Raw genomic sequence first — 15714 nt, forward strand, 5'->3', positions numbered from 1 at the left:
CTATGAATAAAAAATATAATGTGATTAGAGGACTAAGTCTTGTAATGATACTTTTTAGTACAGTCCTTGTATCTTCTTGTGTTAGTAGTAAAAAAATCGCCTATTTTCAAGATATTCAAGCTGTTAATCAGGCGAAGTTAGATAATGCAGCGGCATTTGTTGAGCCCACAATACAGCCAGACGATATCCTCAGCGTTAATATATTTACACTTAACCCCCAAAGTGGCGCAATTGTAAATCAAGCGGCCAATACGCCAACCTTGGGCGGTAATTCTAATAGCAGCCTTTCTACTCAGAGTACTGGATTTTTAGTAGATAAGAATGGGGAAATTGAGTTGTCCCTTATAGGAAAACTTAAAGTCGCTGGCTTAACTACTTATCAGGCAAGAGAACTGATTAGAGATAAAGCTGCTGAAGTTTATAAACAACCAAATGTTCAACTAAGGTTTGCTAATTTTAAAGTTAGCGTGTTAGGAGAAGTAAATGCTCCTTCAGCTTATACATTGCCAAATGAGAAAGTCAGTATTTTGGATGCATTGAGCTTGGCTGGGGATCTGACCATTTATGGAAAACGTGATAATGTATTAATTGTTCGGGATAATAATGGTAAGAAGGAATTTGCGAGGTTAAACCTCAATTCCTCAGATATTTTTAATAGTCCATTTTATTATTTAAAACAAAATGATGTTGTTTATGTCGAGCCAAATAAGCGAAAAGTATCTGCATCAAATTCAGCTCAAATTCAAACAATAGGGGTTTTGGCATCTGTTGTTTCTGTAATCGTTTTGGCAATATCAAGTTTTAAATAGCATTTTTATCAATGAGTAATTTATCTGAAAGAATTATGACGCACGATGTGGAGGAGGATGAAAGTATAAATTTAAAAGAAATCTTTAATAAGCTATTGGATAAATGGGCTTGGTTTGTCTGCAGTATTTTGTTATGTTTAATCATAGCATTTATATACACACGTTATACACCACCGGTTTATCAGATCAATGCAAAACTGCTTGTGAATGACGATGATAAAGGCGGAAGTTTAGGTAAGCAGGCCGGCGCTTTAATGGACTTAGGAGGATTGATGGGAGCTAAAAATTCTGTTGACAATGAAGTTGAAATCTTGAAAACCAGGTTTTTAATGGAACAGGTTGTCCGTAAAATGCAACTAAATATTACATATTCAAGAAAAACTGATTTTGTCAGTCGGGAATTATATAATGCTCCTTTTAAGATTAACATTTTAAAGGGTATCGATACGATAAAGGCCACTAAATTAGATGTTGTAAAGTTAGCAAGCAACAAGCTTAGGGTTAGTACAAGGGATTTTGAAAAAACAATAAAATGGAATGAGGAGTTTGCTGTAAACGGGATTGGAATTATCAACATAGAGCCAACTCCTTTTGGCATGGAAGAGAATAAGGAATATTTTACATTAATAAATTCGATTGATGAAAGAGTAGCCGCATTGATGAATCAGCTATCTGTTGGAGTGTCAAATAAACAAGTTAGTATAATTGATTTAGGCCTTTCATATGCTCTAACCCCAAAAAGGTGAGGATATACTAAATACACTTATTAAAAAATATACTGATGCGAATTTGAGTGATAAGAATGCGATAGCAGATAGTACATACAAATTTATTAAAGAGCGATTAAATGTAATAGCTACCGAACTTGGTGATGTAGAAAATCAAGAGGAAGATTTTAAACAACAAAATAGACTTGCCGATATGAGCGAACAAGGGAAATTGTTAGTTCAGAACACTGGCGAATTTAGCGGCGAATTGGCAAAGGCCGAAACCCAGGTAACCATACTAACTGATTTAGAAAACTATATTAAGGATGAAACAAAAAATAAAAGGGTTTTTCCTGCTTCATTACTGCCATCGGATATGGTTTTCTCTGGATTAATGAATCAATATAATGCCTTGCTCATTGAGAGAGACAGACAATTACTTAGTGTCACAGAAGAGAGTCCCTTCATCCAAAATATAGACACTCAGATTTTAGGATTGAGGAAAGGGATTTTGGCAAATATACAAAGCACTAAAAATAGTTATGTGCAAACCCGAAATAAGCTTAGAAATCAATTGAGTAAAGCTGAGGGACAAATTTCGGGGGTTCCTAAGGTAGAAAAAAATTATTTAAAATTAGCTAGAAATAAAGGAATTAAGCAAGAGCTTTACATTTTTTTAATGCAGAAAGCAGAAGAAACCGCAATATCAAAAACCTCTAATATATCTGTTGCAAAAACGATAGATCCGCCAAAATCTCAAGTAATCCCAATCAGCCCTAAAAAGAGGATAGTATATCTGGCTGGATTGATCGCCGGTTTTATTTTTCCGATTGGTTTAATTTTTGCGCAAGGATTATTCAATACCACCATTTCAACAAAAGAAGATATTTTATCATTAACAAGGGTTCCTGTTGTAGGCGAAATTAGTCATAATACTAGCGCTGACAATCTAATCGTTGCCAATCATAGTCGATCAGCTATATCAGAACAATTTCGGGCTTTGAGAACTAACTTATCTTTTTATTTAAAGAGTAAAAATGAAAAGGTTATTCTTTTAACATCCAGTATGAGCGGAGAAGGAAAATCATTTACAGCTATTAATTTAGGAAATATTTTGGCACTCGCGGGAAAAAAAGTTCTGCTAATGGAATTGGATCTGAGAAAACCCGGACTTTCTGCCAAATTGGATGTTAGGAACGATATTGGTTTTAGCAATTATACCATTAGCCCCGGACTCAAGCTTGATGATATAGTTAAGCCATTATCTATTAATAAGAATATGTTTATTATATCTTCTGGACCTTTGCCACCAAATCCAGCTGAAACTTTGATGAGCGAACATACCTCTGTGTTAATCGCAAAGCTTAAAGAGGAGTTTGACTATATTATTATGGATGCTCCGCCAATTGGAATTATCACCGATGCACAATTGCTAGCAAACTACGCAGATGTTACCCTATATTTGGTTAGGCAAAAAGTAACACAAAAGCAACAATTGTCTATTGTTGATCATTTATATCGAACAGGTAAAATGAAAAATATCGGAATTGTTGTAAATGATATATTAAGTAAATATTACGGTTATGGGTATGGATATGGAACCTATGGTAATGTAGATGAACAGAGTAAATTAAAAAAGTTATTGAGTAAATTTAAGTCAAGCTAAAAAATATAATAATGAAAGTTGCATTAATTACAGGAATCACAGGTCAAGATGGTACATATCTTGCAGAATTGTTACTTGAAAAGGGCTATATGGTTCATGGTATTAAAAGAAGAAGTTCTTTGTTTAATACAGATCGGATTGATCATTTATATCAAGATCCACACGACGATAATGTTACATTTAAGCTTCATTACGGAGATTTAACCGACTCAACGAATTTAATCAGACTTGTTCAGGAGATACAACCAGATGAAATTTATAATTTAGGTGCAATGAGTCATGTAAAAGTATCCTTTGATTCACCTGAATATGTAGCTAATGTAGATGGAATCGGAACTTTGCGGATATTGGAGGCAGTGAGAATCTTAGGCTTGGAAAAAAAGACCAGGGTTTATCAGGCATCTACATCTGAATTATATGGGGGTATGCCAGAAAATAAAAATGATAAAGGATTTTATGATGAAAATTCACCTTTTTATCCACGTTCACCATATGGTGTAGCAAAGATTTATGGTTTTTGGATTACTAAGAACTATCGTGAAGCTTATGGCATGTTTGCTTGTAATGGCATATTATTTAATCATGAAAGCCCATTAAGAGGCGAGACTTTTGTAACCCGTAAGATCACTCGGGCGGTGGCTAAAATAGCTCAGGGTCTACAGAAAAAATTATTTTTAGGAAATCTTGATGCCGAACGTGATTGGGGACATGCTAAAGACTATGTAGAAGCGATGTGGCGGATCCTGCAACAAGATGTGGCAGAAGATTACGTGATTGCTACGGGTGTTACTACACGTGTTAGAGAATTTGTACGTATGGCATTTGCAGAAGTGGGTATTACTATCGATTTTAAGGGTGAGGGTGTTGACGAAAAAGGATATGTAAGTGCTTGTTCAAATCCAGAATTTCAAGTAGCTATTGGTACTGAGGTAGTTGGCGTCGATCCTTCTTATTTCCGTCCGACAGAGGTAGATTTGTTGATCGGAGACCCAACCAAATCGAAAACAAAATTAGGCTGGGAACCTAAATATGACTTAGCTGCATTAGTGAAAGAAATGGTTACCGCTGATGTGGATCATTTTAGGAAGGAATCTTTACTGAAATCACACGGTTATACCATTAAAAATCAGTACGAGTAATGTCGGATTTGTATCTTCAAGATAAATCAGCTGCAATATATATCGCCGGGCATAAAGGAATGGTTGGTTCTGCCATTAAGCGTAAACTTGAGGCTGAGGGCTTTAAAAATATACTTTTGGCTGATTCTAAATCTTTAGATTTAAGAAATCAACAATCAGTTTTCAACTGGTTTGAGCTGAATAAACCTGAATATGTTTTTTTAGCAGCAGCAAAAGTAGGCGGCATCGTTGCAAATAATACCTACCGAGGTGAATTCTTGTATGATAATTTGATGATTCAAAGCAATATCATAGAGGCATCCAGGCGAAATGATGTTAAGAAATTAATGTTTTTAGGTTCTTCCTGTATTTATCCTAAAATGGCTCCGCAACCATTGAAAGAAGAATATTTATTAACTGGTGAGTTAGAACAAACGAATGAACCTTATGCAATAGCAAAAATTGCGGGCATAAAAATGTGTGACGCCTACAGGGATCAATATGGTTGCAATTATATTTCGGTGATGCCGACCAATCTTTATGGCTTAAACGACAATTATCACCCACAAAATTCACACGTATTGCCAGCCTTGATTAGAAGATTTCACGAGGCAAAAGAACAAAATTTGCCAACTGTAACCATTTGGGGTACAGGTACCCCGAAACGAGAGTTTTTGTTTGCCGATGATTTAGCCGATGCCTGTTATTTCTTGATGCAAAATTATAACGAAAAAGGCTTGGTAAATGTAGGTTGCGGGGAAGATTTAAGTATTGCTGATTTAGCTGAAGCGGTAAAACAGGTGGTTGGATTTGAAGGGGAAATTAGTTTCGATCTTTCTAAACCAGATGGAACACCTCGCAAATTAATGAATGTAGATAAGTTATCCGATTTGGGCTGGAAATATACCGTAAACCTAACAGAAGGTTTAAAAATGGCATATACTGATTTTAAGAATAAAACATTATCATAATGAATTATACTTTAAAGGTTGCGGAGATTAGGCAGGAAACTGAGGATACAGTTACTTTGTGTTTTAAGCAACCTGGATTAAAAAAGGTTAAATATGAGGCTGGTCAATATCTTACCTTAATCTTCAGAATTAATGGCAGGCGTTATATCCGTCCTTATTCATTCTCATCCTGTCCAGGTGTTGATTCTTTTTTAGAAGTTACTGTTAAACGTGTAGAGAATGGCCTTGTTTCCAATCACATTAATGATATGGTACAAGTTGGTGATACTATTGAAGTAATGCCACCAATGGGCGATTTTATTTATGATACAGGGCAAGATTTTGAAGATATATATTTCTGGGGAGTAGGTAGTGGGATTACACCTTTAATTTCTATTATTAAGTATATATTATCAACTACGACAGCCGTAAAGGTTCATTTGAATTATGGAAATAAAAACCATGAAACCACTATTTTTAAGAATCAAATTGAACTATTAAAAACACAGCATGCTGACCGCTTTATCGTACGTCATTTTCATACCAAATTATTTGTGGACGAAGCTAATCCACATTTAATTCAGGGAAGAATTGATCAAGCTAAGGCTTTACAGATTCTGGATGAAAGTTCTGATGCGAAAAAATGTGCTCATTATATCTGTGGGCCTGCTGGTTTAAAAGAATCTGTGAAAAGTGCCATTCTAAATAAATTTGGGTCTTTGGAAAATGTATATTCTGAAGATTTTGAACTGGTGAAAGATCCAAAGGATTTGATTGATGTTCATACTCAACATGTGCTCTTAAATTTTAATGGAAAGGGCTATCATCTCGAAGTAGCAAAGGGGAAAAGTATTTTAGAAGCGGCTTTAAATGCTGATATTGAATTGCCTTACTCGTGCCAAACTGGGAATTGTAGTACCTGCAAAGGAAAATTGCTAGATGGAAAGGCTAAAATGATAGGGTTAAATAAAAAAAGAGAGGATTTGGCAATAGATGAGTTTTTACTTTGTTGTGCCCATCCCTTAACAGAAAACGTACATATAGAAATATTAAGTTAAAAAGATATGAAGGTAGTAATACTAGCAGGTGGTTTAGGTACCCGATTAATGGAAGAAACCGAAGCTCGCCCAAAACCGATGGTTGAAATTGGTGGAAAGCCAATTCTGTGGCATATCATGAAGATATACGAGGCTTATGGTTATAACGATTTCGTATTGTGCCTGGGCTACAAAGCACAAAGTATTAAAGAATATTTCTTAAATTACTACCTGTACAATTCGGATGTTTCTATTGATATTGAAAAAAACAAGGTTGATGTACATTTTTCTAATTCTGAATCTTTTAAAGTTACCTTGGTTGATACTGGATTAACGACGAATACTGCTGGTAGGATTAAAAAAATTCAAAAATATGTTGACGGTGAAACCTTTATGTTAACCTATGGTGATGGTGTTGCTGATATTAACATTAACGCACTGGTGGAATTTCACAATAGTCATGATAAATTGGCTACTTTAACGAGTATTCAGACTCCTGGACGTTTTGGCAACATTGAAATGGATAATAATGGAACCGTTAAACATTTCGTAGAAAAACCTCAGGGTGATGGCATGTGGATTAATGGTGGATTCTTTGTTCTTGATTCTGGGATTTTTAAATATTTAGAAGGAGATGTTGAAGATGTGCAGTGGGAAAATAAACCGCTAAAAGAAATTGCCAATGATGGTCAATTAGCTGCTTTTAAGCATTCGGGCTTCTGGAAACCAATGGATGCCCTGAGAGACAGAATTGAATTGGAACAACTTTGGAGCAGTGGTGAAGCTAAATGGAAAATTTGGTAGTATGAGTTTTCAAAATATATATCAAGGTAAAAAGGTATTAATTACCGGACATACAGGTTTTAAAGGGTCTTGGATGGCGATCTGGTTGAAGGAATTGGGTGCCGATGTATATGGTTATGCTTTACCGCCATATTCTGAAATGGACAATTTCGTAACCAGTAAACTTGCAGATCATGTACATCATCTTGAAGGTGATGTGCGTGATGGGGCTAAATTGAAACAATATTTTCAAGATGTACAACCTGACTTTGCATTTCATTTAGCCGCGCAGCCGCTTGTAATTTTATCATATAAAGATCCCGTTGGAACCTTTGATACCAATTTAATGGGAACGGTTAATTTTTGGGAAGCTGTAAGGGCAACTCCATCTGTTAAGGCGGCTGTTAATGTAACCACAGATAAATGCTACGATAACAAGGAATGGGTGTGGGGCTACAGGGAAAATGATCCTATGGGCGGAAAGGACCCTTACAGCGCATCTAAAGGATGTTCTGAATTGATTACGAACGCTTATCTTGAATCTTTTTTTAAGGCCGAAGGTACCTGTAATATCGCTTCTGCTCGAGCAGGGAATGTAATTGGCGGAGGGGACTGGGCTGCCGATCGTATTATTCCTGATTATTTTAGGGCAGTCAAAGAAGGAAAAAAGTTAGAAATCAGAAATCCTTTCGCTACCCGCCCATGGCAACATGTTTTAGAGCCGTTAAGCGGATATCTAAATCTTGGAGCAGAACTTTGGTTAAAGGGTAAAGACTTTAGCGGCGGTTGGAACTTTGGGCCAGAAGACAATACTAATTATTCTGTAAAAGAGTTGATTGATGAAATGCTTACGCTTGATGGCCGTGGAGGATACATCATTCCTGAGCAGACTCAAAAAATGCACGAGGCTATTTTATTAAAGTTAGATATCTCGAAGGCCGCTAATTTTCTAAAGTGGAAACCTGCATTAGGTTTTAAAGAAACTGTAGATTTCACACTTACTGGTTATTTAGACGATCTTAGCGAAGACGGAAACATGTTTAACCTGCGATCGAAACAAATTGAACTTTACACTAAAGTAGCTTTAAATAAAGCGATAAACTGGGCATTATAATGGAAATATTAGATACACCATTCCAGGATTTATATATAATGGAATACAATAGCTTTCTTGATAATAGAGGGGAATTTGTTAAGACAATACATAAGGAAACATTTTTGGAGAAAAACCTGAACTATGTTTTTACAGAAAGTTTTTATTCGATTTCCAACAAGAATGTGATTCGTGGAATGCATTTTCAGGTGCCTCCCGAAGATCATTCAAAGTTGGTTTATGTTGTTACCGGATCAATCATAGATGTTATCTTAGATATCCGAACAAGCTCTGAAACTTATGGGGAATTTTTCTTTTTAGAATTATCTGCTAAGAACAGGAAAGGTATTTATATTGGAAAAGGATTTGCACATGGGTTTTTATCGTTAGAAAATGGTACAACTGTAGAGTATCATACATCAACCAGTCAAAACCGTGAATGTGAAGCAGGTATTAGGTTCGATTCGTTTGGATATGATTGGGAAGTAAAAAAGCCTATATTGTCTAACAGAGATTTAGAATTTAAGATTTTTTCTGAAATACAAAGCCCATTTTAACATGAAGGCATTTATCATTGGAGCATCGGGTTTGGTTGGCTCACATTGTTTATCGGTTTTTAAGAATAATAACTGGGATGTGATGGGTACCCATTTAAGCTTTTCTACAGATTCAACTATAGCTTTTGATTTCTTAAAGGATGACTTAGAAATTTTATTTAACAATTCAAATTTTCAACCAGATGTAATCATTCATTGTGCAGCATTAACCAATGTGGATTATTGTGAAAAAAATGTAGAGGAAAGCTACGAAAAAACAGTTTTGCCAACAGAGAAAATCGTTGACTATTGTAAAAAAAATAATGTAAAATTAGCGTTCATTTCTACGGATTATGTATTTGATGGCGCTAATGGTCCCTATCGGGAAGATGCCGAAGTTAATCCGTTAAATGTATATGGAAGCCACAAATTAGATTGTGAGCAACTCGTCTCAACATTATCTGATTATTTAATTTTGCGGATTACGAATGTTTACGGTGAAGAAAAAAGGTCAAAAAATTTTATCTCAAGATTAATTGAAGATCTTCGTAATAACGTAGTAAAAGAGCTTAATCTGCCATATGATCAGTTTGCAACACCGATATATGCCGGGGATATTGCAAATATGACACTTAAATTATGTGAAGACCGTAAAAATGGTATTTACCATTTATCAGGTACGGACTATTATAACAGATTTCAGCTTGCGTCAAAAGTCTTATCTTATTTCAAGGATAATAAGACATTAAAAATTAATTCTGTAAAAACATTAAGTGTTAATCAAGCTGCCTTGAGACCCTTAAATGGAGGCTTATTAAATACAAAATTTATTGAAGAGTATCCTGAATTTACATTTGAAAATGTAGATTTCTTTATCTTAAAAGTAACAAAACATGAACTATAGACATTTTAGCGGAACCTTGCAAGAACAACTATCTGAGATAGCCGCAAAAAACGCAAAGCGAGAAATTATACCGGGGAAGGATTATATTGCCGTTACAGGAAAAGTAATGGATGAAGATGACCTGTTATTAGGTGTAGATTCTATGTTGGATGGCTGGCTTACAGCTGGGCGTTTTGCAACTGAATTTGAATATGAGTTTGCTAAATATTTTGGAGCTACTAAAGCGTTATTGGTAAATTCGGGCTCATCAGCCAATTTGGTGGCATTTTACACGCTAACATCTCCTAAACTTGGTGATAGAGCGATTAAGCCTGGAGACGAGGTAATTACGGTTGCAGCTGGCTTTCCCACAACTGTTAATCCAATAGTACAAGCCGGTGCGATACCTGTTTTTATTGATGTGGATATTGCTACGCATAATGTTAAAGCAGATATGATTGAAGCTGCAGTTTCATCAAAAACGAAAGCAATTATGATCGCCCACTCGCTAGGTAATCCATTTGATTTGGACGAGGTGATGCGTGTTGCTAGAAAATATAATTTGTGGGTTATTGAGGATGACTGCGATTCCTTAGGTGCAACATACAAGGGAAAGAAAACGGGAACATTTGGTGATTTATCTACATTTTCATTTTATCCTGCTCACCATATTACAATGGGTGAAGGTGGAGCTGTAGTAGTTAATAACCCTGAATTAGCTAAAATTGCTGAAAGCTTTAGAGATTGGGGAAGAGATTGTTATTGTTTACCAGGCAAAGATGATACTTGTGGCTGTCGCTTTGGTCAACAGCTGGGGAGTCTTCCTTACGGTTATGACCACAAGTATACTTATTCACATGTGGGTTTTAACCTCAAAGTAACCGACATGCAAGCTGCATTAGGTGTTTCACAACTTAAAAAAGTTGAGCATTTTATACAAAGAAGGAAAGAAAACTACAAAGCTTTATATTCTAGAATGAAGGAATTTGAAGAAGTATTTATATTGCCGGAACCAACCCCAGATTCTGATCCTTCTTGGTTTGGATTTTTAATGACACTTAGAGAGGGTGATTCGAATGATCGTCATATGTTGGTGCAGCATCTAGAAGAGAAAAAAATCGGGACGCGATTACTCTTTGCTGGTAACTTATTAAGACAGCCTGCCTATGCTAATGTTGAACATAGAGTAGTAGGGGACTTAGTAAATACAGATATTATTATGAACCAATCATTTTGGTTAGGTGTTTGGCCGGGGTTAAATGAAAATCATTACGACTATATAACAGATGTTATTAGGAACTATATTAATTCTTAATTTTTATAATATCAGTTATGCTTGAAGAGGTTACTTTTGCTATTCCCACTTATAACAGGAATGAGTATTTAAAAAAATTGCTAGATTCTATCCCTGTGTCGTTGAGTACAGCTTTTGTAATTAGTGATAATGGAGGTTATGTGAGAGAGGAAACCCTTCAAAAACATAGATCTAAAATTACGATTGTTTCTTCAAAAGAGGTTGTAGGAATGTATGAGAATTGGAATAAAGCTATCGATTTAGTACAAACTAAGTGGTTCTTTATTCCATCAGACGACGACCTTTATTATGAAGATGGTCTAGCAACTATTCAGGAGATTTTACAAAAATATCCTAATGGGGATATATTTATCTTTGGTCATCATGTTATTGATGAAAATGATAAAATTTTGTCACAATGGGTACCATCTCAAGAAGTAGAACTATTAGCACCAAAGGGATTTGAAGTTTTTAAATATGGTGTAAACGCTAGATTTCCATCGATCTTGTTCAGGACTGCGCATGTAAGGGAAATGGGGGGGATTGACTCCTCGTATTCTTTTACCGCAGGGGACAGTTTACTTATACAAAAATGTTTAATCAATGGTACCGCTGTTTTTGTAGATAAAATCGTTGGTGCCTATCGTACCTGGCCAAATAATTACACTAATCAGCTTATCGCTTCGAAAGAATGGCTTGAGAAAATCGACAGATGGCAAGATGAAATTGCTATCGAACTAAATAAAACGAATGGTAAAAAATTAAATTTAGCTAGCATAAAAGATGAAGTATACGCTCAAAATCTTCTCAATAGCATTGTAGTTATGAGAAAAAATAAAAAGCAGTTATTATCTATCCTAAAGTTTCTTTACCAAAATAGATTTCCTTGGAAAGCAAATTTCAAGACAAAAGTACAAGTATTTAAATTAATCTTAATTGGATGAAAAGGAGCCTAATAACATCTATTGCTGGCTCGACTTCTTTCAAACTTTTGTCTGCGGTTGTTTCTTTCTTAACTGTTCCCTTATTGCTTAAAACGTTAGGAACTGATAGCTATGCAATTTGGGTTACTACAACGGCGTTGGTAGCCTGGCTAAACCTATTTGATTTTGGATCTGGATATAGTTTGAAAAATAAAGTTACTGAAAGCATTGCCCTTGATAACTATACAGAATTAAATGGTTTAATTGCCGGAACTATCCAGTTCTATTTACTAATGTCTTTAGGGATTTTACTTGTTTTTATAGGATCCTTGTTCGTCGTTTCTGTTTTCAAAGCCAATTTAATTCTCGCATTAGTTTTATATTTACCCATTATTTTCTCGTTTCCATTAACACTAGGTCATTTTATTATACAGGGAAGGAAAAAATTTAACACATTTAATTTTTTATTATTATTCCAATCAATTGTTTGGTTAGTTATAGTAATGTTTTTTAGATATGGATTATTTTCAGTTAGCCTTTATACACTAGCAACACTTTATAGCGGCTTATTTTTCGTGACAAATTTAATGATTATGATTTATTCCTTAAAAGGAATAGGGTTTAAGGTAAAAGAAATATTTAATTTTAAGCATATCGTAGCTTCAAAAGAATCATTGAAAGTAGGTTATCGTTTTTTCCTCCTTCAAGTTTCTTCATTATTCCTTTTTTCCCTTGGGAATATATTGACTTACGATCATCTTACTTTGTCAAACGTTGCACAATTTGATACAGTTAACAAAATATACTTAATGGGTATGACTGTGTTTAATGTAGTAATTTCAGTTTATTGGGCGGAAATATCGCATGCAAAAGCCACTAAAGATAAAAAAGTACTCAATAAATTATTTAATCAACTATTACTTATAGCAATTGTTTTTTGTATGGGGACATTGATTTTTACTTTTTTCATCCCATTTGTAATTGAAATTTGGACAAAAAAAATGATAAAAGTGGAGTTGTTTCAATTATATCCATTCGTAATATTAGTTTGCGTGCAGGCTTTGGCATACGCGGGCGCAACAATATTAAATGCCTTTGAAAATTTAAAAGGACAAATTATTTTGGCTGTTATGGCAGCACTATTCATTATTCCCTTAGCTAAGTTTTTATTTACTTTAAATGTAGGCATCGGTACAGTTCCTTTATCTAGTGCTATCCTTCTTGTTCCGTCAGCTATATTTGTTATTTATAAGGCAAGAGCAATAATTAATAACGTATCATGATAGGTTTATTCATACAAAAGATTAAAGAATATCAAAATAAAAAAAGACTTAAGGACGCAAATCCTTTTATAAATAAAGGAAGTTCTTTTTTATTAGAGACATTTAGATTTGCTGTAACTAATCCAAGGCCTGGTAAAAAATATTTAAGAATTGGAAATGATACAATGCTTGGTTGCCAAATTACATTTGAATCGACAGAAGGAGAGGTAATTATTGGTGATAGGTGTTTTATTGGAGGAACACACCTAATATCACGTAATAAAATTGAAATTGAAAATGATGTAACAATAGCGTGGGGTGGATATATATATGATCATGATTCTCATTCAATAGACTATAGGGAGCGAGAATATGATATTAAAATGCAACTGGCTGATTATAGAGAAGGAAGGAATTTTATTCATAGTAAAAAGTGGGATGTTGTAAATTCAAAGCCAATCAAAATTTGTTCCCATGCTTGGATTGGGATGAACTGTACTATATTAAAAGGCGTTACAATTGGAGAAGGTGCAATAGTGGGCGCTGGAAGTATTGTTACAAAGGATGTTGAACCCTGGACAATTGTCGGGGGTAATCCAGCAAAAAAAATAAAGGATATACCAGAAGAACTCAGGAAAAAATGAAAATACTAATAATAGGCTCTGAAGGTTTTATCGGTAGCCATGCTAAAAATTTCTTTGCTAAATCAAATGAAGTTTGGGGGGCTGATATTGTAGATAAAAAGTTTGAAAGATATTATCAGTTGCATATTGAGCATAGCAATTTCGATTTTATCTTTGAAAGTCAGCGTTTCGATGTTTGTATAAACGCGAGTGGTAACGGAAGTGTTCCAATATCTATAAATAAGCCGGTTTTTGATTTTGAGCTAAATGTGACCAATACAATAAAAATATTAGATGCTATAAGAGTTCACAATCCAGATTGTAAGTTCATTAATATGTCATCAGCTGCAGTTTATGGTAATCCTTCGGCTCTACCTATAAATGAAACGGTAGAATTAAAGCCATTATCACCATACGGATGGCATAAATTATATGCAGAACAACTATGTAGAGAATACTATTATTTATACCAAATTCAGACCATTAATTTAAGGTTGTTCTCTGTATATGGCGAGCACTTAAAAAAACAACTTTTTTGGGATATTTATCAAAAAAGTCTTAGATCTAACGAAATTGAATTGTTTGGTACAGGAAACGAGACCAGAGATTTCATATACATAAAAGATCTTTTGAATGCAATCCAAAATATAATAGATAAAGGACTTTTTAATGGAGAGTCATTAAATGTTGCATCTGGAGTTGAAACTTCTATTAAAACAGCTGCAGAAATATTTTGCAGCGCAATTGATTCTAATATTAAAATTGTTTTTAACTCAATTGTAAAACCGGGAGATCCTCTCAATTGGCGTGCCGACATTAGCAAAATTAGTAGTTTTGGCTTTAAGCAAACTACAACGATTGAAGAAGGATTAATAAATACTGTGAAATGGTTAAAAGGAAACAAATAACGCTAATCTATTCATATGATGATAATTGGATAGGAGGTACATACTACATTCTAAATATTATAAAGGCCTTATTAACCCTTAAGGATGAAGATAAACCCAAAATTTTAGTATTACATAATCTCAAATCTTCGATAAAACCGATTTTAGATATTGAATATCCCTTTATTGAATTCAAAGTTGTAGACCTTCAATTGTCATTACCTAAGAAGGTAATTAACAAACTATTCTATTATCTTAATGGAAAATCCATATTCAATATGGTATTACCAAATGATATTGGGCCAAACGTTTATCCATTATCTTATAATGTTAGCGATGCTAACATTAAGAACGGTTTTTATTGGATTGCCGATTTACAGGAATATTTTTTGCCAGAGTTTTTCTTAAAGTTAGATGTTAGAAATAGAAAAAATGTACATAAACAATTGGTGAAAAATCAAAGTAGAATTGTTTTTAGCAGTAAAACTGCCGCCGATGAATTTGATACATTTTATCCTAACAATAAGAACGAAAAGTATATTTTAAATTTTGCAAGTTTTATTGATGAGACATATAAGGAAATCAATTTACAGTCATTACTTAACAAGTTTAAAATAGATAAACCTTTTTTTATTGTATCTAATCAGTTTTGGGTACACAAAAATCACATGGTTGTTCTGGAAGCATTAAAAATACTTCAAAATGAAGGTGATTTGCCTTTTAAAATTATTTTTACCGGCAAAGAGTCTGACTATAGAAATCCAGGATATTTTGGCGAATTAAAAAAATACATTAAAGATAATAATCTTGAGAAATACGTTGAGTTTTTAGGTTTTATTGACAGAAATGAACAGCTTAAGTTAATGGCAAATTCTATTGCCATTATACAACCATCGTTATTCGAGGGGTGGAGTACTGTTGTTGAAGATGCAAAAGTAATTAACCAGCACATTATTGTTTCTGATATTAAACTTCATAGAGAGCAGATAAATTTAAACTGTAGTTTTTTTGATCCATACAATGCCGAAGATTTAGCTAAGGTAATTAATAGAGTATTGACAAGCGACTTGGAGCCTATTAAAATAGATTATCAATTTTTTCAGAAAAAGTTTGGGGGAGACTTTAACAAACTATTTAAATAAG

Annotated in this window: 16 protein-coding genes; all 16 read left to right on the forward strand. The window is 34.2% G+C overall.

What is annotated here, in order from left to right:
- The first annotated feature begins 2 nt into the window (after positions 1 to 2).
- The 16 genes from QF042_RS03115 to QF042_RS03190 are packed head-to-tail and all read left to right on the forward strand — an operon-like array spanning position 3 to position 15713.
- Positions 3 to 809 (forward strand): polysaccharide biosynthesis/export family protein, encoded by an 807-nt coding sequence (locus tag QF042_RS03115; protein WP_307525267.1) that lies wholly within the window; start codon positions 3 to 5, stop codon positions 807 to 809.
- Between the two features lie 11 nt (positions 810 to 820).
- Positions 821 to 1555 carry a Wzz/FepE/Etk N-terminal domain-containing protein gene (locus QF042_RS03120; RefSeq protein WP_307525268.1) on the forward strand — a complete coding sequence of 245 codons (735 nt, stop codon included), beginning with the start codon at positions 821 to 823 and terminating at the stop codon, positions 1553 to 1555.
- A gap of 43 nt (positions 1556 to 1598) precedes the next feature.
- Complete coding sequence (locus tag QF042_RS03125) at positions 1599 to 3182, forward strand: tyrosine-protein kinase family protein (RefSeq protein WP_307525269.1); 1584 nt, start codon at positions 1599 to 1601, stop codon at positions 3180 to 3182.
- A gap of 11 nt (positions 3183 to 3193) precedes the next feature.
- Positions 3194 to 4321 (forward strand): GDP-mannose 4,6-dehydratase, encoded by a 1128-nt coding sequence (gmd, locus tag QF042_RS03130; RefSeq protein WP_307525272.1) that lies wholly within the window; start codon positions 3194 to 3196, stop codon positions 4319 to 4321.
- Positions 4321 to 5271 carry a GDP-L-fucose synthase gene (locus QF042_RS03135; RefSeq protein WP_307525274.1) on the forward strand — a complete coding sequence of 317 codons (951 nt, stop codon included), beginning with the start codon at positions 4321 to 4323 and terminating at the stop codon, positions 5269 to 5271. Before gmd ends, QF042_RS03135 begins: the two co-directional genes overlap by 1 nt.
- On the forward strand, positions 5271 to 6308 hold the full coding sequence (locus QF042_RS03140; RefSeq protein ID WP_307525276.1) for a ferredoxin--NADP reductase: 1038 nt from the start codon (positions 5271 to 5273) through the stop codon (positions 6306 to 6308). The genes QF042_RS03135 and QF042_RS03140 overlap by 1 nt, the downstream gene beginning before the upstream one ends.
- Positions 6309 to 6314: 6 nt before the next feature.
- Positions 6315 to 7091 (forward strand): glucose-1-phosphate cytidylyltransferase, encoded by a 777-nt coding sequence (rfbF, locus tag QF042_RS03145; RefSeq protein WP_215166071.1) that lies wholly within the window; start codon positions 6315 to 6317, stop codon positions 7089 to 7091.
- Between the two features lies 1 nt (position 7092).
- On the forward strand, positions 7093 to 8184 hold the full coding sequence (rfbG, locus tag QF042_RS03150; RefSeq protein WP_307525282.1) for a CDP-glucose 4,6-dehydratase: 1092 nt from the start codon (positions 7093 to 7095) through the stop codon (positions 8182 to 8184).
- A complete protein-coding gene (locus tag QF042_RS03155) occupies positions 8184 to 8720 on the forward strand; it encodes a dTDP-4-dehydrorhamnose 3,5-epimerase family protein (protein WP_307525284.1) in 537 nt (178 codons plus the stop codon). Before rfbG ends, QF042_RS03155 begins: the two co-directional genes overlap by 1 nt.
- 1 nt (position 8721) lies before the next feature.
- A complete protein-coding gene (locus QF042_RS03160; protein WP_307525287.1) occupies positions 8722 to 9603 on the forward strand; it encodes an SDR family oxidoreductase in 882 nt (293 codons plus the stop codon).
- Positions 9593 to 10897, forward strand: a complete 1305-nt coding sequence (rfbH, locus tag QF042_RS03165) for a lipopolysaccharide biosynthesis protein RfbH (protein ID WP_307525289.1) — start codon at positions 9593 to 9595, stop codon at positions 10895 to 10897. The genes QF042_RS03160 and rfbH overlap by 11 nt, the downstream gene beginning before the upstream one ends.
- 17 nt (positions 10898 to 10914) lie before the next feature.
- Complete coding sequence (locus QF042_RS03170; protein ID WP_307525291.1) at positions 10915 to 11820, forward strand: glycosyltransferase; 906 nt, start codon at positions 10915 to 10917, stop codon at positions 11818 to 11820.
- Complete coding sequence (locus QF042_RS03175) at positions 11817 to 13082, forward strand: hypothetical protein (RefSeq protein ID WP_307525293.1); 1266 nt, start codon at positions 11817 to 11819, stop codon at positions 13080 to 13082. The genes QF042_RS03170 and QF042_RS03175 overlap by 4 nt, the downstream gene beginning before the upstream one ends.
- Entirely contained in the window at positions 13079 to 13705 is a 627-nt protein-coding gene (locus QF042_RS03180; protein ID WP_307525295.1) for a DapH/DapD/GlmU-related protein, read from the forward strand. Before QF042_RS03175 ends, QF042_RS03180 begins: the two co-directional genes overlap by 4 nt.
- Entirely contained in the window at positions 13702 to 14592 is an 891-nt protein-coding gene (locus QF042_RS03185) for an NAD(P)-dependent oxidoreductase (protein WP_307525296.1), read from the forward strand. The genes QF042_RS03180 and QF042_RS03185 overlap by 4 nt, the downstream gene beginning before the upstream one ends.
- Positions 14571 to 15713, forward strand: coding sequence for a glycosyltransferase (locus QF042_RS03190; RefSeq protein WP_307525298.1), 1143 nt, complete (start codon positions 14571 to 14573; stop codon positions 15711 to 15713). The genes QF042_RS03185 and QF042_RS03190 overlap by 22 nt, the downstream gene beginning before the upstream one ends.
- The last annotated feature ends 1 nt before the right edge of the window (position 15714 follow it).

This window comes from Pedobacter sp. W3I1, assembly GCF_030816015.1.
Lineage (GTDB): Bacteria > Bacteroidota > Bacteroidia > Sphingobacteriales > Sphingobacteriaceae > Pedobacter.

Bases quoted from the DNA above. Each gene is read 5' to 3' on its own strand.
- QF042_RS03115 (WP_307525267.1), top strand. From the start codon at position 3: ATGAATAAAAAATATAATGTGATTAGAGGACTAAGTCTTGTAATGATA.
- QF042_RS03120 (WP_307525268.1), top strand. From the start codon at position 821: ATGAGTAATTTATCTGAAAGAATTATGACGCACGATGTGGAGGAGGAT.
- gmd (WP_307525272.1), top strand. From the start codon at position 3,194: ATGAAAGTTGCATTAATTACAGGAATCACAGGTCAAGATGGTACATAT.
- QF042_RS03135 (WP_307525274.1), top strand. From the start codon at position 4,321: ATGTCGGATTTGTATCTTCAAGATAAATCAGCTGCAATATATATCGCC.
- QF042_RS03140 (WP_307525276.1), top strand. From the start codon at position 5,271: ATGAATTATACTTTAAAGGTTGCGGAGATTAGGCAGGAAACTGAGGAT.
- rfbF (WP_215166071.1), top strand. From the start codon at position 6,315: ATGAAGGTAGTAATACTAGCAGGTGGTTTAGGTACCCGATTAATGGAA.
- rfbG (WP_307525282.1), top strand. From the start codon at position 7,093: ATGAGTTTTCAAAATATATATCAAGGTAAAAAGGTATTAATTACCGGA.
- QF042_RS03155 (WP_307525284.1), top strand. From the start codon at position 8,184: ATGGAAATATTAGATACACCATTCCAGGATTTATATATAATGGAATAC.
- QF042_RS03160 (WP_307525287.1), top strand. From the start codon at position 8,722: ATGAAGGCATTTATCATTGGAGCATCGGGTTTGGTTGGCTCACATTGT.
- rfbH (WP_307525289.1), top strand. From the start codon at position 9,593: ATGAACTATAGACATTTTAGCGGAACCTTGCAAGAACAACTATCTGAG.
- QF042_RS03170 (WP_307525291.1), top strand. From the start codon at position 10,915: ATGCTTGAAGAGGTTACTTTTGCTATTCCCACTTATAACAGGAATGAG.
- QF042_RS03175 (WP_307525293.1), top strand. From the start codon at position 11,817: ATGAAAAGGAGCCTAATAACATCTATTGCTGGCTCGACTTCTTTCAAA.
- QF042_RS03180 (WP_307525295.1), top strand. From the start codon at position 13,079: ATGATAGGTTTATTCATACAAAAGATTAAAGAATATCAAAATAAAAAA.
- QF042_RS03185 (WP_307525296.1), top strand. From the start codon at position 13,702: ATGAAAATACTAATAATAGGCTCTGAAGGTTTTATCGGTAGCCATGCT.
- QF042_RS03190 (WP_307525298.1), top strand. From the start codon at position 14,571: ATGGTTAAAAGGAAACAAATAACGCTAATCTATTCATATGATGATAAT.